Raw genomic sequence first — 20,121 nt, forward strand, 5'->3', positions numbered from 1 at the left:
GGGAACGTTGGCGATCCATGTGCCGTCTAGAGCCGCAGACTCCGGAGCTATCCTGCTCGGAATAACTTTTCACGGCCCGATATTCGAATTCATGCCGACTGGCGTTCGACAAGCCGGCACTCGACTTTCAGCTGATCATGCGAGCTGTTCAGGCCGCCGGCAATGTCTGCCAGCATTTCGACGGCCATCGATCCCATCTCGAACATCGGAAGATGGAAGGTTGTCAGTGGCGGCATAGTGAACTGGGCTATGTCGCGATTGTCGAAGCCCACGACCGCGACGTCGGTCGGGATCGATTTGCCCAGCTCCTTGAGCGCCTCGATGCAGCCAAGCGCCATCAGGTCGTTGGCGCAGAAAATGCCGTCCGGCGGGTTCGGCAACTTCATCAATGCATGCGTCTTTTCGTAGCCCGACGAAGGCTCCCAGTTGCCGTAGTGAACGAGTTCCGGATCGTAAGCAAGGTCGTTGCTGGCTAGCGCCTGCTTGTAGCCGCGCAGCCGGTCGCGTGGATTGTCTAGACCTTCCTGACCGTTGATCAGCGCGATGCGCCGGCAGCCGGAGGCGATCAATCGTTCCGCTGCGGCTCTTCCTCCCGCAACGTCTCCAGGGATGATCGAGGGAAGACGCCGCTCCTGATCGTAGCAATTGACCAGCACGGAGGGAACCTTGAAAAGAGGTTCGGGCGGATCGATTTTCCGCGTCAGAATAGTCCCGAAGATATACCCGAGCAGGGACTGACTTTCGCAAACGGAGAAGATGCCTCCCTCAGGGTCCTCGTCCTTCCGGAAGACCCCGAGAGTGACCATGATGCCGAGTTCCAGCGCCTTTTCGCGCGCGCCTTCAAAGGCCATCGACATCCACGGGTCTGTCGTCAACTCGTCTACGACGAAGACGATGACCTTGGTGCCGGAGTTTGCCGGAGACGCTGCCGATCTGTTGGACAGGCGGTAGCCGAGCTCCTGCGCGGCATCAAGAACCCGCTTCCTGGTCGCTTCGCTGAAGCGGGCCCCCGAGCTGCCATTGAGAATGAGAGAGACGGTCGCCTGCGATACGCGCGCCAGCGCGGCAACATCCATCATTGTTGGTTTCAAGGCATTCTCCCTGGCGAGCACCATGATTTCCGGCGCTACGCTCCGGCCCTTCAGGATCTGAAGTGCCGGACGCGATCGAATGCGACGGCGACCACAATGAAGGTACCTATGAACATTCCTTGCCAGAATGTCGAGATGCCGAGCAGGATCAGGGAGTTGCGAATGACCTCTATCAACAATGCTCCGATCACGGCACCGAGCGCATTGCCTTCGCCGCCGGCGAGGTTTGCGCCACCGATGACAGCCGCCGCAATCACCGTCAACTCCATCGACTGACCGAGGTTGGTCGTCACGCTGCCCAGCCAGCCTGCCATCAGAATTCCCGCAAGCCCAGCAGTGAAGGCGGAGAACATGTAGATGCTGACTTTCATTTGCCGCACCGGTATTCCCGTCAGCAGGGCCGCGTTCTCGTTGCCGCCGATGGCGAAGAGATGCTGTCCCCAGCGTGTCCACTTGAAGGCGCACGACATCACCACCGTCAGTGCCGCAAGCACGAACAGGGGATGGGGAATTCCGAGCGTAGATCCGCCGCCGGCCCAAAGCAGGAGATCATGATCGGGTCCGAAGTCCCAGATCATCTTGTTGTCGGAGAGGACCATGGCCAAAGAGCGTGCAGCCGACAAGGTTCCGAGCGTCACGACAAACGGTGGCATGCCCGCATAGGCGACGAGCAGTCCGTTCAGCAGGCCAACGAGGAGCGCGGCACCCAGTGCCAGGGGTGCTGCCAGCCAGAAGGGCGCGCCGGCGGCCATGGTAATGCTGATGATCATTGCGCTTAACACCACGCTCGATCCGACGGATAGGTCGATGCCGCCAGAGGCGATCACCGCCGTCATGCCGATGGCGATGATCGCCACAAAAGCGAAGTTTCGCGCGACGTTGAACAGATTTCTTTCGCTCGCGAAGGAATCGGTAAGCAGACTAAGCGCAATGCAGGCGGCCACGGCAGCGATAAAGACCCAGAACGACTGTAGGCCTGCGATCCGTGACAACCAGTTTTTGTGTTCTGTTCGTGAAATGACATCGTCGAGTGTGGTCATCGGGTTTTCCTCCCTCACGCTGTTTCGATCGCGCCGGTAATGAGACCGGTGACTTCTTCAGGTGACGATTGATCGGCCTTCTTGTTGGCCACCAGTTCGCCACGTCGAAGAACGGCGATCCTGTCAGAGACGCCAAAGACATCGGGCATGCGGTGGCTGATCAAGATGACGCTGATGCCGTGGTCTCTCAGACGACGAATGACATCGAGGACCTCTGCCACCTGCCGCACCGATATCGCAGCCGTTGGCTCGTCCATCATCACGATCTTCGGTTCGGAAAGCAGCGTCCGGGCGATCGCCACCGCCTGTCTTTGACCTCCCGACATGCGGCGGACGAGATCGCGGGGTCGCGTCTCCGACTTCAGGCGGCGGAAGAGCTCTCCGGCGACCCGGTTCATGTGCGCGTAATTAACATAGCCGAACGGACCGATCCGCTTCACGGGTTCGCGGCCGAGGAAAACATTGGATGCCGCGGTCAGGTTGTTACAGAGCGCCAGGTCCTGGTAGACGACCTCTATCCCTTCCCGCTGCGCGTCGCGTGGATTGTGAAACACGACTGGTCGGTCATCGATCCGTAGTTCGCCCGCAGACGGGGGAAAATTGCCGGCGATGATCTTCACGAGCGTGCTCTTTCCGGCTCCATTGTCTCCCATCAGACCGAGAACCTCTCCGGCTTCGATCGAAAGAGACACCCCCTGAAGGGCTTGTATGGCGCCATAATGCTTTGAAATTCCATTAAGTCTTAATCGCGTCACCGCGCACCTCCCGTTTTTCCTCCCGAGCAGACGCAATTTGTGGCGTCCGTCTTTCACCAGAGCGGCCCAATCCTATTAATCGCGTCTTGACTTAATATTATTACTAAATATTAATTGCTTCAATGATGAATGTTTAGGGAGGAAGAAATGAAGCTGCTTGTGACCGGTGCTTCCGGAAAGGTGGGCCAGGCCTTCCTGCCCGCATTCCTCACCGAGCAGCGATTTTCGAACTGGGAAATGGTGGCGCTCTGCCACAACCGTCTCGTGGAGCCTTCTGAAAGATTGTCGGTTGTGCAGGGATCGATTGCCGATCCTCAGGTCGTTTCGCGGGCTCTGGAAGGGGTCACGCATGTTCTCCACCTTGCCGCGGTGAAGGAGAGCCCGGATCATGTGATCGATGTGGCGCTGAAGGGGCTTTTTCTACTGCTCGAACGTTTTCGACGGATCGCTGATGCCAGGCAGTTCATCCTGTTGAGTGGCGACTGTGTCGTCGGTCACATCTTCCAGAAATATGCCGATCCTATTACCGAGCAGTCGCCTCGCCGAGCTTATGAGGGCAGCTACGCTCTCACGAAGGTCCTGGAAGAGGTGATGCTCGAGCAATTCGGTATCCAGTACGGGCTCAACTGGACCACGCTTCGGGCGCCCTGGATCATGGAGAAGGATGATTTCCGATATGCGTTCGATCTCTCCGATGCCCAATTCGGAGGCCCGCCGTGGGAAAGCCTGGTCGGCGCTCGGCAGCTCGCACAGATGCGAGACCGGCGAGCTTTTCCGACAATGCGGGACGCGGAGGGGCGGCCTCTCCGTCGCAATTTCATTCACGTCGACGATCTGGTTCGCGCGATCCTGACGAGCATCGACAACGAAAGCGCCTTCGGCCAGCTTTTCAATATCGCCATGAACGAACCTGTCGACTACGGCACGGCGGCGGAGCTTGTCCGTCGGGCCGGAGGGTTAGTGCCATCCGAAATCGACACCCCGTTTCACAGCAACTGGCTCGACAACTCCAAGGCTCGCAAGGTGCTCGGTTGGGAACCCGAGATCGACCTCGCAGGCCTTGTTGATCGGGCATGGAGTTATCGACGCGCCGAGGATGATCCGCGCATCGTTTGGTATCCCGGCTGAGCAGGAGGGCTTTCGCCGGAGACTTGGAGGAGGAAAAAGGCAATGAAATTCAAATATTTGGCATTCACTGCACTACCGGTTCTCATGCTTCTGGCCGGCGAGACGATCGCGCAGGAGAAGAAGACCCTTGCCATCGTCGTCAAGGGACTCGACAACCCGTTCTTCGAGCAGATCAATCTTGGCTGCAAGAAATGGCTGTCCGAAAATCCGGACAGCGAATACGAATGCCTCTATACCGGTCCAGCCTCGTCAGCCGATGAGGCTGGCGAGGTTCAGATCGTTGACGATCTTCTTACCCGCGGCGTTGCTGCGATTGCGATATCGCCATCGAACGCTCCGGCGATGGCCAACCGGATACGCGAAATCGCCCCGACCGTACCGGTCATGACCGTTGACGCGGACTTCCTGGAGAAGGACCACGATCTCCGCAAGACGTATCTCGGGACTGACAACTATCTGATGGGCGTGAAGATGGCTGAGGAGGCCAAGAAGCTCAAGGCGGAGGGCGGCTCGGTCTGCCTGCAGCTCGGCAACGTGGCGGCCGCCAACATCAATGCCCGTGCACAGGGCTTTCGCGACACGATCGCGGGCGCCAAGGATATCGAACGTCTGACGGGCCAGAACGGTTGGACGGAAATCGAGGGTTGCCCGGTCTACACGAATGACCAGGCCGACCTCGCAAACCAGCAGATGTCCGACGTCTTTACTGCCAACCCCGATCTCGATGCCTTCATTCTCGTCGGTGGCTGGGCCCAGTTCGCCCCACAGGCCTACACCCAGGTCACCGACCAGGTGATGGACAAGTTGAAGTCGAAGGATCTGATCATCGTCGCCGGCGACACGCTGCCGCCCCAGACCCAGGCCTTCCGCGAAGGACGCAGTCACGCTCAGGTCGGTCAGCGTCCGTTCGAAATGGGCTACAAAGCGCCCGACGTGATGATCCAGTTGATCAATGGGGAGAGCGTTGAGGACCCGTTGTTTACCGGCCTCGACGTCTGCAACACGGAAGATCCGGGCTTCTGCAAGGACAATTAACGGATGCGGGGGAGAACCGACCCTCTTCCCCGTCCCAATCAGTAGCGTCATCCGGATGGCCGAGACGGTCTCCGGGTGTTCCTTGAAACAATGGCGGCCCTGAGGAGAGGGCTGCGGGAGGAACATATGAAACGACTTTCAATCACGGCCCTCGCGGCCATCATGGCCATGGCCACCACACCAGTCCTGGCTCAGGAAAAACAGGCACTCGCGTTCGTCGTCAACGCGGCATCCGATTTCTGGAAGCTTGCGGAGGCAGGCGTCAAAGCGGCGCAGGCGGAGCTTCCTGATTTCGATCTGCAGTTCCGGTATCCGGCGCAAGGCACGGCAGCGCTCCAGAACGCGCTGATGGACGATCTCGTTGCGGCGGGCACCGATGCCATCATGATCTCGTCCGTCGATCCGAAGAGTTCGGTTGACGCGTTCAACCGGATCGCCGCACAGGTGCCGCTCTTCACCACCGACAGCGACGCACCTCAGTCAAAACGCATCGCCTATCTTGGCTCCTCGAATACATTGGCGGGGGTCCAGGCCGGTGAAATCGCCGTCAAGGCCCTGCCCAATGGTGGGAAATGCATGGGCTTCGTCGGTTTCCTCGGGGCGGATAACGCCAAGGAGCGGATCGACGGCTTCCGCAAGGCCGTTGAAGGCAAGGGCATCGAACTCGTCGATGTCCGCGGCGACGATGTCGATTTTGCCCGCGCCCGCTCGAATGTCGATGACGTGCTTGCGGCCAACCCGGAGATCGACTGCATGGTCGGTTTCTACTCGTACAATCCGCCAAAGATCTACGAGGCGTTGCAGGCCGCCGGCAAGCTCGGCGCGATTACGGTGATAGCCTTCGACGAGGACCCGATCACTCTCGGCGCCGTCCGCGAGGGATCGTTTGCCGGGACAGTCGTGCAGGACCCTTATCAGTGGGGCTATCAGGGGATGAAACTGATGGCGGCCTACCTCAAGGGCGACAAGTCCCAGATACCGGCCGATGGTCTGATCATCGTCCCGACGCAGGTTATCGACAAGGCGAACGTCGATGCGTTCGAAAAGCAGCTGAAGGAACGTGTCGGCGGCTGACCCCGTGTAAAGTCCGGGCCTGCGTGGACGCAAAGCCACGCAGGTCGCTTCTGTGAAACGGGGGTGCGTATGGATCATCGACCAGATACGCCGATCAAGCTCGACCTGCTCGGCATAACCAAGATCTATCCGGGGGTAGTCGCGCTTAACTCCGTCTCCCTTTCGATAAAAGGTGGCGAGGTTGTCGCGCTGATTGGAGAAAATGGTGCTGGCAAGTCCACCCTGATGAAGGTCCTGGGTGGTGCCATAAACCCGGACGAAGGGGAAATCGTGATCGATGACCGCAGGCTATCTGGGCTTACGCCAGCGGACGCTGCCGGTTACGGGATCGCTTTCGTTCACCAGGAACTCAATCCGCTGACCAATCTCGACGTTGCCGGCAATATTCTGCTTGGTCGCGAGATACGTAAACGCCCGTTCGGTCTCATCGACCAGAGCGCCATGGAACACAGGGTTCAACCGTTGCTCGAGCTGCTCGGCGCGCGGTTCTCGCCCTCCACAGCAGTGGACGAACTGTCGCTCGCCGATCTTCAATTGCTGGAGATCGCCAAGGCGCTTTCGATCAATGTCCGGCTCCTCATTCTTGATGAGCCAACGTCGAGCCTTACACTTTCTGAAACTCAACGCCTGCTGGGTGTTGTCCGCAGGCTTCGCGACGATGGGGTCGCCGTCCTCTTCATCACCCATCGCCTATCGGAGGTGGAGCAGGTTGCCGATCGGGTCGTTGCTCTTCGCGACGGAAAAAATGCCGGGGAATTGCCTCGTGACGCCATCGACAGGGACGCGATGGTTCGCCTGATGATCGGACGCGACATCAAGCAGTTCTACGAACGACCCAATCTGGAGAAGGGGCCTGTCGTGCTTTGTGCAAAAGGTTTGAGGACCCGAACCTATCCAGAGGCGGAGGTTGATCTCGTGGTGCGGGCGGGGGAGATCGTTGGTCTCGCCGGCCTCATCGGTGCCGGAAGAACCGAGCTTGCAAGGACTATCTTCGGTATCGCGGCACCAGAGGCGGGTGTTGTCGAGGTGAACAACAAACCCGTTGCGCCCGGATCGGTTCCGGATGCCATCGGAGCTGGCATTTGTCTTGTTCCTGAGGACCGGAAGGGCGAAGGGCTCTTCCTCGACTTCTCGATCTCCGAAAACATCGTCATGCCGAACCTCTTCGCCGTTTCGCGAAGGGGTTTCGTCGACCGTCGGGAAGAGCAGGCACTTGCTGAAGGGTTCCGGAGGCGACTGTCGATCAAGGCGCGTCGTCTCGACCGACCGGCGGGAGAACTATCCGGCGGCAATCAACAGAAGGTGGTCCTTGCGAAGTGGCTGGCGATGCAGCCTGGTCTCGTTATCCTCGACGAGCCAACGCGCGGGATCGATGTCGGCGCCAAGGCCGAGGTCTATCTGCTGATGCGCGACCTCGCGGAGCAGGGCGTCGCGATTTTGATGATCTCGTCCGACATGGAGGAAATCATCGGGATATCGAGCAGGGTCGCGGTCATGTGCCGTGGCAGGATCGTCGGGACACTGGATCGCGACAACCTCTCCGAAGAAGCCATTCTCAAGCTAGCCGTGGAATGAAGGGGCATCAGATGCAGAAGAAAGACATCGGCCTCGGCCTGCTCGTCATCACCGTCGGGGCGGTCGTCGCTCTCGTCAATCCCAGGTTTCTGTCGCCGATCAATCTGGCAAACACCGCCAACCTTATCGGCCTCTTTGGTCTCTTCTCGATCGCCGAGGCCTTCGTCATCGTCACGGCCGGGATTGAGCTTTCCATCGGCTCGGTCATCGCCTTGCTCGGCGTGATCTTCATCGATCTGATCGCGTCGCATGGAGTTCCTTGGCCGATCGCGCTTGTCATCGTGCTGGCGTTGTCGATCGTCATCGGCCTTCTGCATGGCAGGCTCATCACGCGGCTGAAGCTCCAACCCTTCGTCGTCACGTTGTGCGGGCTTCTCATCTATCGGGGCATTGCCCGCTTTTACACGAAGGATGGGACCGCCGGGTTCACATTTGGAACCGACCTTCCTATGCTCGACTATGTGTTTGTCGGGCGCAGCGCCGGGGTGCCGCATTCCGTCATCGCCTTCGGCATATTCGCCGTCGCCGCCTGGGTGCTCCTGCATCGCACCGTGTTCGGCCGCCACCTCCTGGCAGTGGGCAAGAACGAAGAGGCGGCTCGCTACTCCGGAATAAACACGAGAAGGGTCATCGTGACCGCGTATGTGCTCTGCATGTTCCTGACCGGCGTCTCCGCCGTGTTTTTCGCCATGTACACGAAGTCCGTGCAGCCGTCCTCGCATGGAAACTTCTATGAACTCTATGGCATAGCCGCCGCCGTGCTCGGTGGATTCTCACTGCGTGGCGGGGAGGGCTCGATTATTGGCGTTGTTCTGGGTGTGGTTCTCCTGCAGATGCTGCAGAACCTCGTAAATCTGCTGGGTATCCCATCATCCCTTAATTTCGCGGTGATGGGGACAGTGATCCTTTTTGGTGTGATCGCTGACACCCAGTTTCGAACCTATCGCGAAAGACGACGCCAGGCGATTGCCCGGTCGGCGTTGACGGAGAACAGTTCCGCACCATCGGGCATATCCGCTTGATGCCTTGATTAACGAATGGGGCTCGACCGGGTTCTCCCGTCAGGCAAAGCGCATGAACCAGGCTGGCAGGGTTACATCGTGCTCTTTGCGTGCGGAATTACGCGCCATTCTCGGTATAGCTGTCCGGAGGCATAACCAGGCTTGGCGGAGGCTCTCTGTTGGCCGCGGTGCCTCCCACATAGCTTTCGATAAAGGCGAGGGCGTTGTTAAGGCCGTTCATCGTATAGGGCTTTTCGATGGCGCCCAATGCACCGGCGAAATCCTCCGGTATTCGTTTCAGATTTCCGGACACGAAAACGTAGGGAATGCCGCGCTTGGACAGCTGACGACCGACATCTATGCCGGAGGGACCGTCGCGCAGCGTGATGTCGACGAAGGCGAAATCGAGCGTAGAGGAGTTTATCATCTCCAGAGCACTCTTGCTATCGGCTGCAATGCCCACCACGTCGTGACCCGCCGCATCGATTTCGCTTTCGAGCTCCATCGCCAGCAGCATTTCGTCCTCTATAATCAAGACTCTCACTGTTTCTTCCTTAATCTTTGACGAGCAGGGTCACACGCACATCCGTGGAATGTCCTTCCACCTTGCGTTCGAGTGTCGCCTTCAGCTGTGTTACGCAGGCCTCAAGCATCTTCCGACTGAAGGCGTCCTCCTCCTCGTCAACCTTTACGGGGGTGACGGTGTCAACGACGCGTATCAGGAAGTGTCCATTGAGACGTCTGACCTCCACGTGAATTTGGCCACCGCCGTCACTCAAACCTCGCCGAACCGCGTCTCCTATGAGCTCGTTTACAATCAGCGCGAGGGGAGAAGCCTTGGTTGCGGGGACCACCACTTCATGCAAATCCGTGGTCATTACGATATCCGTCCGCTTGAGTGCCCCCACGACATCCATCACCAGCGTCTTGGCGAAATCCGCGACGTCGAAATGGCCAACGTCCTCGTCATTGAGCAGCTTGCGTTGAACAGTGCTCAGCGCTTCAACCCTGTTGAGGACTGACATGAGCGTGCGCTCGACTACGTCGCTGCGCGTCATCCGTGCCTGGAGCTTCACGATGGAGGCGATCGTGAGGAGATTGTTTTTCACGCGATGATCGACCTCGTGAACAAGGCTTGTCTTCGCCTTCAGCGCTTCCGATAGCGCCGCCGTTCTCAAGGCCACTTCCTCCTCAGCAAGGTGGCGTGCCCGCGCAAGCTCGGCCTCCTTGCTTTTTATGTTGGTGAAGTCGAGTTGTGACGCGAAGAAATAGATCACATCGCCGGCCTCATCGCGAACAGGGCTGACGAAAAGTGCATTCCAGAATTTTGACCCGTCTTTTCTGTAGTTGAGGATATCCACCGCTATGTCGCGTTCCGCCGCGATCGCGTCACGAAGCGTATCCACGGCCCGCCGATCCGTCTCCGGTCCCTGCAACAGCCGGCAGTTTTCGCCGACAAGTTCCTCAGAGGTGTAACCGGTGAGATCGCAAAAGGCCCTGTTGCAGAAGATGATGGGGTTGTCAGCCTGATGCGGGTCGGTGATCAACATGGGCATTCGCGTTGCCTTGAAGGCAGCTGCAAACGGGTCTTCAGACGCGTGACTGGACACCAGCCGCTGTCCGGCCGTCCGAGCATCTCGTCTGGAAGTGTTGTTTTCAGCCATCTGTTGCCCCAAATGCAGCTTCGTAAGAATGGGCCAGGTCAATCTTTGTTCCCGGTCGCTCCTGGTTATTGGTCAACGCATGTAGTGCTTAAAACCAAGTGAAGAAGGGTGTTCGGGTCGCGGAACGCGGGGCACGTTGGATGCAGGTTATCACACAATGAAGACCAGCCGCGCCAGCTCCGGCCGGATCTCCGTAGTTTGGAGATCACTGCTGCCGTGGGTGACACATGAGAACCTCGAAATGGTTCCATAATACATATTATGAAATCATGACGTGTACGGGGGCACATTCTATTTCCAAGTGCGACAACGCCTTTGCTAATGCTCCAGTCAAGGTCGTGTCCCCCTAGTCGCCGATGGGAAAGGAAAAACCTGCCTTTACGCGATCCATAACAACCATGGTCTTGAAACCCTTGATATCGTGGTTTTCATAGAAGAACCGACGAGTGAAGGCTTCGTAATCCTCCATGTCCTTTGCCGTGATCACAAGGATGAAGTCGGCGTCGCCGGTGACATAGTAGCCGATCATAACTTCCTTCGTGCTCCGTATCGCTGCCTTGAACCGATCAACGATGTCGGCGCGTTCGCGCTCCAGTGACACCAGAACGATCATCGTGATCCCGCGTCCGACGGCCTTGGGCGACACGATCGCGACGTCGGCTTCGATCACCCCCTCCTCGCGCAAGCGCTTCAGTCGTCGTTGGCAGGCGGTTGGCGAGAGATTGACCAGCCGAGCAAGTTCTTCCGACGTGAGGCGATTGTTCTTCTGGACGGCATCAAGCAATGCCCGGTCGGCTCGATCAAGGGTGGTCATGCAGAAATCCTGCGTCAAAGAGAGAGTTTAAGACTGATTTCTGCATAGGTTCGATTTCATATGCCGTCAAATGATTGGTTGCTGCCGTTAGACTGCTCACTGAATGAAATGAGGAGTGACGTATGAACGGTATCGCCAGCGCGGCGCTCAAATCCTTGCGGCGGCCAGATCTGCTCGAGCACCGGGCCTTTCTCAATGGAACCTGGATTGAGCGCGACAACACGATCTGCGTCAATGATCCGGCAACGCAAGAATGGCTTGGCGAGGTTGCGGCCTGTTCACTCGAGGACGCGGACGATGCAGTCGATGCTGCGGGACAGGCGTTCCTGGTCTGGCGAGACATGCTGCCGGTGGAACGAGGCACCATTCTGCGTGCTTGGGCAACTCTGATGCGTGACAATGCACGAGACCTCTCCGTCATCATAACCGCGGAACAGGGAAAGCCGCTGGCGGAGTCGGAGGGGGAGATATCCTATGCGGCGAACTTTCTCGATTGGTTCGCCGCCGAGGGCGAGCGAGCCTATGGTGAAACTCTTCCCAGCCATCTTCCAGAAGGCCGTATCTCAGTACAGATGCAGCCGGTGGGGGTCACTGTTGCCATCACGCCGTGGAATTTTCCGTCCGCTATGATCACCCGAAAAGCCGGTGCAGCACTTGCCGCCGGCTGCACGATGATCGTCAAACCTGCGCCTGAGACACCGCTTTCGGCACTGGCGCTCGCAAAACTTGCCGAGCAAGCAGGCTTGCCGTCCGGTGTGTTCCAGGTCCTGACTGGCGAAGCGGCCCCTCTCTCGCGACGACTGCTCGAACATACCGAGGTCCGGGCATTCTCCTTTACCGGTTCGACTGAGGTGGGGCGACTTCTGCTCACCCAGTCGGCCGCGACGATCAAGAAAGCCTCGCTTGAACTCGGCGGCCATGCGCCCTTCATTCTGTTCGACGATGCTGACCTGACGTCAGCGGTGAAAGGCTGCATCGGTGCGAAGTTCGCGACGTCGGGGCAGGACTGCCTCGCGGCCAACCGCATCTATGTGCAGCGCGGACTCTATGAGCGTTTTGTTGACGCTTTCGCCAAGGCGACTTCCGAACTCAAAGTCGGTCATGGCCTTGAGCCTGGCGTCGACATCGGGCCGATGACGCGCCCTTCTGTTGCCGAAAAATGCCGGCAGCAGATTTCTCAGGCCCTGTCGGCCGGAGCGCGCCTCGTGTGCGGTGGCCAGGACAGTCCCTTGGGCGGCGATTTCGTCATGCCGACGGTGCTGGCCGATGTCAGCGACGACATGCTGATCGCACGGGAGGAAACGTTTGGTCCCGTCGCGGCGATATTGCCCTTCGAGGACGAGCGAGAGGTTCTGGCTCGCGCAAACGATACCGAAATGGGCCTGGCGGCTTATCTCTATACCAATGATCTAGGACGAGCCATGCGCCTCACGGACAGGCTCGAATATGGCATGGTCGCCGTCAATACGCCAAAATTCACCGGCGCGCCGATACCCTTCGGGGGTTGGAAACAATCTGGCCTCGGTCGCGAAGGCTCGCGCCACGGCCTCCTTGAATATCTCGAGGCAAAATACGTCTGCTTCGGCAATCTTGCTGCTTGAAAGGATTTTCTCTCATGAACGTCAATCTGACCCAAATCGCCGAGATGGACCGGAACGCCGTCCTGCATCCCTTCACAAATCTCAAGGATTTCGCCAGCGGCAAGATCGGTGATCCCACCATCGTCGAGACGGGCAAGGGCATCCGGATTCAGGATGCCCACGGCAACCAACTGATCGATGGTTTTGCAGGCCTTTATTGCGTCAACGTCGGATATGGCCGGACCGAGGTCGCGGAGGCCATCTCTCGACAGGCCTATCGTCTTGCCTACTACCACTCATACGCCGCCCATACGACGGATGAACTTGCAATCCTGTCGGACCGCTTGGTCAAGATGGCGCCCGGAAATATGAGCAAGGTCTTCTACGGCATGTCTGGGTCTGATGCGAACGAGACACAGGCCAAGCTGGTCTGGTACTACAGTAATCTTCGCGGCAAGCCGAACAAGAAGAAGATCATCTCCCGCGAGCGCGGCTATCACGGCTGCAGTGTCGTCTCCGGCTCGATGACCGGGATGAGTTTTTACCACGACCACATGGACCTGCCGCGAGCAGGTATTCTTCATACCGGCGCACCGCACCATTATTGGGGCGCCGAAGCGGGCGAGACAGAACTCGAATTCTCCAGACGCCGCGCGGACGAACTTGAAGCGCTGATCCTGCGTGAAGACCCCGATACTATCGGAGCATTTATCGCCGAACCTGTTCTGGGAACCGGTGGCATCACGCCGCCGCCTGAGGGTTACTGGGAGGAAGTCCAGAAAGTTCTCCGGAAGTACGATATCCTTCTGATCGCCGATGAAGTCATCACCGGCTTCGGCCGCACCGGCTCCATGTTCGGATCGGAGCACTATGGAATCGAGCCGGACCTTATCACTGTGGCCAAGGGCCTGACATCGGCCTACTTCCCTCTCTCTGGCGCGATCGTCGGCGAGAAGGTCTACAAGGTCATGGAGGATGGCGCCGGACGCGTCGGCGCCTTTTCACATGGCTACACATATTCCGGTCATCCGATCGGCGCGGCGGCCGCGAATGCGGTTCTCGACATCGTCGAAAAGGAAGACCTCCCGGGCAACGCCCGCGAGGTCGGCGCTTATTTCCAGGCGCAACTGAAGGAGAAGTTTGCCCAGCTTCCCATCGTCGGCGAGGTTCGCGGCGTCGGGTTGATGGGCGCGATCGAGTTCGTCGCGGACCGTGAGAGGAAAACGCGTTTTGCCCCTTCGTTGACGGTTGGCGCGCGCGTCTCGAAGGCAGCCCGCAGCCGCGGTTTGATTGCAAGAGCCATGCCCCATGGCGACATCCTGGGCTTTGCCCCTCCCCTTGTCACGACGAAGGAGGAAGTCGACGAGATCGTCGCCATCGCCGAATCTGCCGTTCGCTCCGTCATGGACGAATTGGTGCGGGATGGGGAGAGCATCTGACGCAGTGCCAATCCGGCGGAGGATGCCGATCCCTGCAGTGGCATACCCCCGTGGAAGAGCGGTAGCTGTGATTATTTGTAAGGCAATTGCAGCTTAGGATGCTTATCGCTTCATCTTTTGATATGAAGCGTGCATAATGTCATGAAATTATCGTCCGTAGAATGGGACAATTTCATGCGCCGCGAAGCCAATCCTCCGATCCGCGATATCCTTACCGTCGCCAAGCCAGTGGTTTGGCGGCCTGTCCTTGCCAAGCAGAAGGGCGAGACGAAGCATGCCGCGCTGACGGAGCGCCTTATCGCGGATATCGAAGCGGGTGTTCTCAAGCCGATGGACCGTCTCCCGACGCATCGTGATCTGGCGCGCGATCTTGGGCTATCGGTCCAAACCGTCAGTCTTTCCTACAAGGAGGCTGAACGTCTCGGCTATCTCAGCGGCGAGATCGGTCGCGGTACCTTCGTAAAGGCGCGCGTGACAGATCGTGCCGGGCGCATGATGCTGGATCATAGCGCCAATGAGGTGCTCGATCTTTCCATCATTCGCGGTGTCTATCTCGACGCGCATGAAAGTGCGTCCCGCGACGTCCTTCGCGAACTTTCAGATAGTGACAATGCGGAATTCATGAGGCCCTGCCGTCCCATCGCGGGTCTTGATCGGCATCGGGAAACGGCCCGCACCTGGTTGCGAACGCTGAACGTCGATGCCAATGCCGAACGGATACTTGTCACCAACGGGGCGGCTCACGGCATCTTCCTCGCCTTGAGTTGCATCATACGTTCTGGTGACGTCGTCCTGTGCGAAAATCTGACCGATCACGGCATCATCGGTCTTTCCAACGTCCTTGGTTTCAGCCTCAAGGGGTTGCTCACCGACGATGAAGGTATCGTGCCGGACGCGTTGTCTGCCGCCTGTGCGGCAGGCGGCGTGCGGGCGTTGGTGCTCATTCCGACACTGAACAATCCGACCGGCCACGTGGCGGGCGCGGAGCGTCGGCGCGAGATCGCCGCGATCGCCGAACGATATGGTGTTTTCGTTGTCGAGGACGAAGTCTATCGACCGATGATCGAGGAGGATCTACCTTCGATCACGGACATGATTCCCGATCTCGGCTTCTTCGTCACCAGCTTCACCAAGGCCGTCTTGACGGGTTTGCGTGTCGGTTATCTGGTCGTGCCGCGCGCCTATTCCATCCGGGCGGCCTCCATTCTGCGCGTCACGAGCTGGAGCGGCACCTATCTCAGCGGCGAGATCGCAACGCGCTGGATCGAGAACGGCGTGGCTCAGCGGTTGGTGGGCATCCAGCGCGTGGAAGCGCGAAAACGTCAGAAGGTCGCGATGGATATCCTGGGAGGCCATGTCGCCTCCAGCCATCCGCTCTCGCTTTGCGCCTGGCTTCGGGTTCCCCCTCACTGGACCGAAGAGAGCCTTGTTCGTTCGCTCGCCAACCAGAATGTTGCAGTTACGCCCTCTGAGCCCTTCATCGCCGGACCCGGCCACGGCGGCGGCATCCGCATTTGCCTCGGCGGGCGTCTTAATGATGCCAGCCTTGTCAAGGCATTGACGACCGTTCGCCAGGCATTCGAGCAGTTGCCGCCAGTCTACGACATAGGCTCTATTGGTTAATGGGGATCAGACAATGATTGAATCATTACAATATAATAATTGACATGATTTTACTTCGCTCTCAACATGACAATCATGAAGAGCGCGAACCTCAGCCGATTGACTGACACGGACATTCTGCCGGTGACCCTGGCGGACGTCAGGCGGGCGTCGCAGAGAATTAAGGGTCGCGTCGTCCGCACTCCTCTCGTTCACTCCCGCTCCCTGTCCGACCTTTCCGGTCACCCGGTGCATCTTAAGCTCGAAACCCGTCAGCCTATCGGCGCTTTCAAGTTGCGCGGCGCCATGAATGCCATTCTTGCTCTCGACGAGAAATCCCGCCGACGGGGCCTCGTGACGGCATCGACCGGCAATCACGGACGTGCGGTCGCGTATGCGGCGAGCGAGCTTGGCGTGCCGGCAACCATCTGCATGTCTTCCCTTGTTCCTGCCAACAAGGTCGATGCGATCCGCGCCCTTGGCGCGGAGGTCCGGATCGTCGGTGTCTCGCAGGACGACGCTCAGGAAGAGGTCGAGCGCCTCGTTGAGGAACGAGGCCTGACCGCCATTCCGCCTTTCGACGACGTTGACGTTGTCGCGGGTCAGGGCACGATCGGCCTTGAAATCCTGGAGGAATTCTCGGATGTCGGCGTCTTGCTGGTTCCGCTGTCGGGTGGCGGTCTGGCCGGCGGAATTGCCGTGGCGATCAAAGAATTGCATCCACAGGTGCGCCTCATCGGCATCTCCATGGAGCGCGGCGCTGCCATGAATGCATCGATCGCTGCCGGACGGCCGGTGGCGGTTCGAGAGGAGGAAACACTCGCGGATTCCCTGGGCGGCGGGATTGGTCTCAAGAACAAGGTCACCTTTCCGCTGTGCCGCAATCTGCTCGATGACATCGTCCTCCTGACTGAAAGCGAAATTGCAGCCGGTATCCGCCATGCCTGGCATGACGAAGGTCTGTCCGTCGAAGGTGCTGGGGCAGTCGGCATCGCGGCCATTCTGGCGAAGAAGGTCAAGCTGCCAGGTCCAACTGCGGTCATCGTGTCGGGTGCTAATATCGATCCGAAGCTTCATCAAAGGATTTTGGAAGGAGCCGAGGCATGAGCCGCATCGCGATCCTGACGGAAAGCGATCTCCGATCGGTCGTTCGACTGGACGTCACTGCGGTCGATTGTGTTGAGCAGGCGTTTGTGGCACTTGCGACCCAGGCCGTGGCCATGCCGCCTATCCTGCGGCTCGACATCCCCGAGTTTCGCGGAGAGGTCGACGTCAAGACGGCCTATGTCCCTGGTTTCGACGGTTTTGCGATCAAGGTCAGCCCCGGCTTCTTCGACAACCCGAAGCTCGGTCTCCCAAGCCTCAATGGGTTGATGATCCTCTTCAGCGCCAGAACAGGTTTGGTGGAAGCGCTTCTGCTGGACAACGGCTACCTCACGGATGTGCGCACCGCTGCGGCCGGAGCGGTTGCCGCGCGGCATCTATCGCGGAAAGACGCTTCCGTTGCAGCAATTTTCGGTGCCGGCATGCAGGCACGCCTGCAGTTTCAGGCCCTGATGCTGGTTCGCTCGGTGAAATCAGCGCGCATATGGGCGCGCGATCGCGCAAAGGCAGGCAAACTGGCAGCGGATCTGGCCAGGGAGTACGGGATTGAAGTGGATGCAATCGCCGACGCGCGTGAAGCTGTAAGACACGCGGATATCATCGTCACGACAACGCCCGCCGAAAAGCCCGTCCTGATGGCTGACTGGTTGGAACCCGGCCAGCACCTGACGGCGATGGGATCCGATGCCGAGCACAAGAACGAAATCGATCCAGCCCTCTTTGCCAAGGCTAGATACATCGCCGACCGCCTCAGCCAGACGCGCCTTCTCGGCGAACTGCATCACGCGATCGAGGTTGCTGCAGTCAACCCAGACCAGCACTTCGATGAACTCGGCGCGGTCATCGCTGGAAAGGTGCCAGGCAGAACGAGCGCCGAAGAAATCACCTTCGCCGACCTGACGGGCACGGGGGTGCAGGACACCGCAATTGCCAATCTGGCCGTCAGCCGGGCGCGGGATGCCGGATACGGACAGACAATCGATAACAAAATAGCCAAGGGAGACGCCGCGTGAGCGTGACGCTGAACTTTACTCGCGAGGAATACGCCGAGCGCCTTTCGAAAACCCGGCATGCCATGGAGGCGCAGGGGATCGATCTTTTGATTGTCACCGATCCGTCGAACATGCATTGGCTGACGGGATATGACGGCTGGTCCTTCTATGTTCATCAGTGCGTGCTCGTTCCGCCGAGCGGTGAACCGATCTGGTATGGCCGCAAGCAGGACGCCAATGGCGCCAAGCGCACCGCTTATCTCGATCATGCCAACATCATCGGCTATCCGGATCATTACGTGCAGTCGACCGAGCGTCACCCGATGGATCTCCTGTCGCAGATCATCGACGAACGCAAATGGTCGAGCCTCACGGTCGGCGTCGAGATGGACAACTATTACTTCTCGGCGGCAGCCTTCGCGTCATTGCAAAAGCACCTGCCAAATGCCCGCTTCAAGGATGCAGCAGGTCTCGTCAACTGGCAGCGCTCCATCAAGAGCGCAACCGAACTCGACTATATGCGCAAGGCCGGCAAGATCGTCGAACTGATGCACAAGCGGATCGTCGACGTCGTCGAACCCGGCATGCGCAAGTGCGATCTGGTTGCCGAGATCTACGATGCCGGCATTCGCGGCACTTCCGAATTCGGCGGAGACTACCCGGCCATCGTGCCGCTCCTGCCGTCCGGCGCCGATGCCTCTGCGCCCCATTTGACCTGGGACGACAACCCCATGCGTCTGGGCGAAGGGACATTCTTCGAGATTGCCGGCGCCTACAAACGCTACCATTGCCCCCTCTCCCGTACGGTCTTTCTGGGCAAGCCAACACAGGCCTTTCTCGATGCCGAAAAGGCAACCCTCGAAGGCATGGAGGCGGGACTTGCGGCTGCCAGACCCGGCAACACCTGCGAAGACATCGCCAACGCCTTCTTTGCCGTCCTCAAAAAGTACGGGATCATCAAGGACAACCGCACCGGCTACCCCATCGGCCTCTCCTACCCGCCGGATTGGGGCGAACGCACCATGAGCCTACGCCCCGGCGATAGAACCGAGCTCAAGCCTGGCATGACCTTCCACTTCATGACCGGCCTCTGGCTGGAGGACATGGGGCTGGAGATCACCGAAAGCATCGCGATTACGGAGAGTGGTGTTGAATGCCTTTCGAATGTTCCGCGGCAGCTGTTCGTGAAGGGCTGACATCATGTTGACCGCCCTTCCCCGCCCCTCGCCGATCACCCCTTCCGTCGACTTCAACGCGAAGGGCGTACAGCACGGTCATTTGCGCCTGCCCTATAGCCGCGACGACAGCGCGTGGGGATCGGTCATGATCCCGATCTGCATCATTGCCAACGGGGAAGGTCCGACTGCTCTTCTCACCGGGGCCAATCACGGTGACGAATACGAGGGACCGGCGGCCCTCTTCGAACTGGCACAAACGCTTGATCCGGCTGAGGTCAACGGTCGTGTCGTTATTGTTCCGGCGCTCAACTATCCGGCCTTCCGCGCCGGCACTCGCACCTCGCCGATTGATCGCGGAAATCTCAACCGCAGCTTTCCGGGTCGCCCCGACGGATCTGTGACGGAGAAGATCGCCGACTATGTAACACGGTATCTCGTCCCGCTTGCCGACTTCGTACTCGATTTCCATTCAGGCGGAAAAACGCTCGATTTCTTGCCCTATGCGGCGGCCCATGAGCTGGCCGACAAGACCCAGGAGGCACGCTGTTTCGACGCCGTTGCGGCCTTTGCAGCACCCTATTCGATGAAGATGCTGGAAATTGATGCCGTTGGAATGCTCGACACGACCGTCGAAGAGATGGGCAAGGTCTTCGTCACCACGGAACTGGGCGGTGCCGGCACAGCAAGTGCCGCTTCCATACAGATTGCCCGGAAGGGCAGTCTCAACCTTCTACGCCACGCGGGAATATTACCCGGCGCTCCCGACGTTCAGCGGACCCAGTGGTTGGACATGCCGTCGAGCGACTGCTTCGCCTTCGCCGAGGACGACGGTCTTGTCGCCTTTGTGCGTGACCTTGGCGAACAGGTCAAAGCTGGCGAAACCGTTGCCCGCGTCTATCCCGTGGGCAAGACCGGCCTTGCGCCGATCGACTATCGAGCCGCCATCGATGGGGTGCTCGCGGCACGTCACGTGCCCGGCCTGATCAAGGCCGGCGACTGCCTTTCCGTCATCGCTACGGTGACGGGAGAACCTGGCCGGTAAAACGGCA

18 protein-coding genes are annotated in these 20,121 nt (G+C 59.1%); 12 read left to right on the forward strand and 6 right to left on the reverse strand.

Going from position 1 to position 20,121, the window contains the following annotated elements:
- Positions 1-89 precede the first annotated feature (89 nt).
- Genes J5J09_RS17005 through J5J09_RS17015 form a run of 3 tightly spaced genes read right to left on the reverse strand, consistent with a single transcriptional unit; the run spans position 90 to position 2,886 of the window.
- Complete coding sequence (locus J5J09_RS17005) at positions 90-1,091, reverse strand: LacI family DNA-binding transcriptional regulator (RefSeq protein WP_246745865.1); 1,002 nt, start codon at positions 1,089-1,091, stop codon at positions 90-92.
- 50 nt (positions 1,092-1,141) lie between these two features.
- Positions 1,142-2,131 (reverse strand): ABC transporter permease, encoded by a 990-nt coding sequence (locus J5J09_RS17010; protein WP_208552579.1) that lies wholly within the window; start codon positions 2,129-2,131, stop codon positions 1,142-1,144.
- 14 nt (positions 2,132-2,145) lie between these two features.
- Positions 2,146-2,886, reverse strand: coding sequence for an ATP-binding cassette domain-containing protein (locus tag J5J09_RS17015; RefSeq protein WP_208552581.1), 741 nt, complete (start codon positions 2,884-2,886; stop codon positions 2,146-2,148).
- 147 nt (positions 2,887-3,033) lie between these two features.
- Between J5J09_RS17015 and J5J09_RS17020 the strand changes: the two genes are divergently transcribed.
- The 5 genes from J5J09_RS17020 (at position 3,034) to J5J09_RS17040 (ending at position 8,720) form a co-directional block, all read left to right on the forward strand.
- A complete protein-coding gene (locus J5J09_RS17020) occupies positions 3,034-4,014 on the forward strand; it encodes an NAD(P)-dependent oxidoreductase (protein WP_208552583.1) in 981 nt (326 codons plus the stop codon).
- 42 nt (positions 4,015-4,056) lie between these two features.
- A complete protein-coding gene (locus J5J09_RS17025) occupies positions 4,057-5,049 on the forward strand; it encodes a sugar-binding protein (RefSeq protein WP_208552584.1) in 993 nt (330 codons plus the stop codon).
- Between the two features lie 126 nt (positions 5,050-5,175).
- On the forward strand, positions 5,176-6,123 hold the full coding sequence (locus J5J09_RS17030) for a sugar-binding protein (protein ID WP_208552585.1): 948 nt from the start codon (positions 5,176-5,178) through the stop codon (positions 6,121-6,123).
- Between the two features lie 69 nt (positions 6,124-6,192).
- Positions 6,193-7,698, forward strand: a complete 1,506-nt coding sequence (locus J5J09_RS17035; RefSeq protein WP_208552586.1) for a sugar ABC transporter ATP-binding protein — start codon at positions 6,193-6,195, stop codon at positions 7,696-7,698.
- 11 nt (positions 7,699-7,709) lie between these two features.
- On the forward strand, positions 7,710-8,720 hold the full coding sequence (locus J5J09_RS17040) for an ABC transporter permease (protein WP_208552587.1): 1,011 nt from the start codon (positions 7,710-7,712) through the stop codon (positions 8,718-8,720).
- A gap of 97 nt (positions 8,721-8,817) precedes the next feature.
- On the opposite strand, the gene J5J09_RS17045 is transcribed toward J5J09_RS17040, so the two are convergent.
- The 3 genes from J5J09_RS17045 to J5J09_RS17055 form a co-directional block, all read right to left on the reverse strand.
- A complete protein-coding gene (locus tag J5J09_RS17045; protein WP_208552588.1) occupies positions 8,818-9,243 on the reverse strand; it encodes a response regulator in 426 nt (141 codons plus the stop codon).
- A gap of 10 nt (positions 9,244-9,253) precedes the next feature.
- Positions 9,254-10,363, reverse strand: coding sequence for a PAS domain-containing protein (locus J5J09_RS17050; RefSeq protein WP_208552590.1), 1,110 nt, complete (start codon positions 10,361-10,363; stop codon positions 9,254-9,256).
- Between the two features lie 346 nt (positions 10,364-10,709).
- Positions 10,710-11,177, reverse strand: a complete 468-nt coding sequence (locus J5J09_RS17055) for an Lrp/AsnC family transcriptional regulator (RefSeq protein WP_208552593.1) — start codon at positions 11,175-11,177, stop codon at positions 10,710-10,712.
- A gap of 122 nt (positions 11,178-11,299) precedes the next feature.
- On the opposite strand from J5J09_RS17055, the gene J5J09_RS17060 reads away from it, so the two are divergent.
- The 7 genes from J5J09_RS17060 to doeB all read left to right on the forward strand — a co-directional run bounded on the left by J5J09_RS17060 (position 11,300) and on the right by doeB (position 20,114).
- Entirely contained in the window at positions 11,300-12,778 is a 1,479-nt protein-coding gene (locus J5J09_RS17060) for an NAD-dependent succinate-semialdehyde dehydrogenase (RefSeq protein WP_208552596.1), read from the forward strand.
- Between the two features lie 14 nt (positions 12,779-12,792).
- Positions 12,793-14,196, forward strand: coding sequence for an aspartate aminotransferase family protein (locus J5J09_RS17065; protein ID WP_208552599.1), 1,404 nt, complete (start codon positions 12,793-12,795; stop codon positions 14,194-14,196).
- A 174-nt stretch (positions 14,197-14,370) separates the two neighbouring features.
- The gene (locus J5J09_RS17070; protein ID WP_208552601.1) at positions 14,371-15,819 is read left to right on the forward strand and encodes a PLP-dependent aminotransferase family protein; all 1,449 of its coding nucleotides are present in this window, start codon (positions 14,371-14,373) and stop codon (positions 15,817-15,819) included.
- A 66-nt stretch (positions 15,820-15,885) separates the two neighbouring features.
- Positions 15,886-16,905, forward strand: a complete 1,020-nt coding sequence (gene eutB / locus J5J09_RS17075) for a hydroxyectoine utilization dehydratase EutB (protein WP_208552602.1) — start codon at positions 15,886-15,888, stop codon at positions 16,903-16,905.
- Positions 16,902-17,915, forward strand: coding sequence for an ectoine utilization protein EutC (gene eutC, locus J5J09_RS17080; RefSeq protein WP_208552603.1), 1,014 nt, complete (start codon positions 16,902-16,904; stop codon positions 17,913-17,915). Before eutB ends, eutC begins: the two co-directional genes overlap by 4 nt.
- Positions 17,912-19,090, forward strand: a complete 1,179-nt coding sequence (doeA, locus tag J5J09_RS17085; RefSeq protein ID WP_208552604.1) for an ectoine hydrolase DoeA — start codon at positions 17,912-17,914, stop codon at positions 19,088-19,090. Before eutC ends, doeA begins: the two co-directional genes overlap by 4 nt.
- A gap of 4 nt (positions 19,091-19,094) precedes the next feature.
- On the forward strand, positions 19,095-20,114 hold the full coding sequence (gene doeB / locus J5J09_RS17090) for a N(2)-acetyl-L-2,4-diaminobutanoate deacetylase DoeB (RefSeq protein ID WP_208552605.1): 1,020 nt from the start codon (positions 19,095-19,097) through the stop codon (positions 20,112-20,114).
- Positions 20,115-20,121 lie beyond the last annotated feature (7 nt).

Origin of the sequence: Ciceribacter sp. L1K22 (genome assembly GCF_017599385.1) — a bacterium.
Taxonomy (GTDB): Bacteria; Pseudomonadota; Alphaproteobacteria; order Rhizobiales; family Rhizobiaceae; genus Allorhizobium.

Excerpts from the sequence above, each read along its gene's own strand:
- J5J09_RS17010 (WP_208552579.1), bottom strand. The coding sequence starts at position 2,131 with ATGACCACACTCGACGATGTCATTTCACGAACAGAACACAAAAACTGG.
- J5J09_RS17020 (WP_208552583.1), top strand. The coding sequence starts at position 3,034 with ATGAAGCTGCTTGTGACCGGTGCTTCCGGAAAGGTGGGCCAGGCCTTC.
- J5J09_RS17025 (WP_208552584.1), top strand. The coding sequence starts at position 4,057 with ATGAAATTCAAATATTTGGCATTCACTGCACTACCGGTTCTCATGCTT.
- J5J09_RS17030 (WP_208552585.1), top strand. The coding sequence starts at position 5,176 with ATGAAACGACTTTCAATCACGGCCCTCGCGGCCATCATGGCCATGGCC.
- J5J09_RS17035 (WP_208552586.1), top strand. The coding sequence starts at position 6,193 with ATGGATCATCGACCAGATACGCCGATCAAGCTCGACCTGCTCGGCATA.
- J5J09_RS17040 (WP_208552587.1), top strand. The coding sequence starts at position 7,710 with ATGCAGAAGAAAGACATCGGCCTCGGCCTGCTCGTCATCACCGTCGGG.
- J5J09_RS17050 (WP_208552590.1), bottom strand. The coding sequence starts at position 10,363 with ATGGCTGAAAACAACACTTCCAGACGAGATGCTCGGACGGCCGGACAG.
- J5J09_RS17055 (WP_208552593.1), bottom strand. The coding sequence starts at position 11,177 with ATGACCACCCTTGATCGAGCCGACCGGGCATTGCTTGATGCCGTCCAG.
- J5J09_RS17060 (WP_208552596.1), top strand. The coding sequence starts at position 11,300 with ATGAACGGTATCGCCAGCGCGGCGCTCAAATCCTTGCGGCGGCCAGAT.
- J5J09_RS17065 (WP_208552599.1), top strand. The coding sequence starts at position 12,793 with ATGAACGTCAATCTGACCCAAATCGCCGAGATGGACCGGAACGCCGTC.
- J5J09_RS17070 (WP_208552601.1), top strand. The coding sequence starts at position 14,371 with ATGCGCCGCGAAGCCAATCCTCCGATCCGCGATATCCTTACCGTCGCC.
- eutB (WP_208552602.1), top strand. The coding sequence starts at position 15,886 with ATGACAATCATGAAGAGCGCGAACCTCAGCCGATTGACTGACACGGAC.
- eutC (WP_208552603.1), top strand. The coding sequence starts at position 16,902 with ATGAGCCGCATCGCGATCCTGACGGAAAGCGATCTCCGATCGGTCGTT.
- doeB (WP_208552605.1), top strand. The coding sequence starts at position 19,095 with ATGTTGACCGCCCTTCCCCGCCCCTCGCCGATCACCCCTTCCGTCGAC.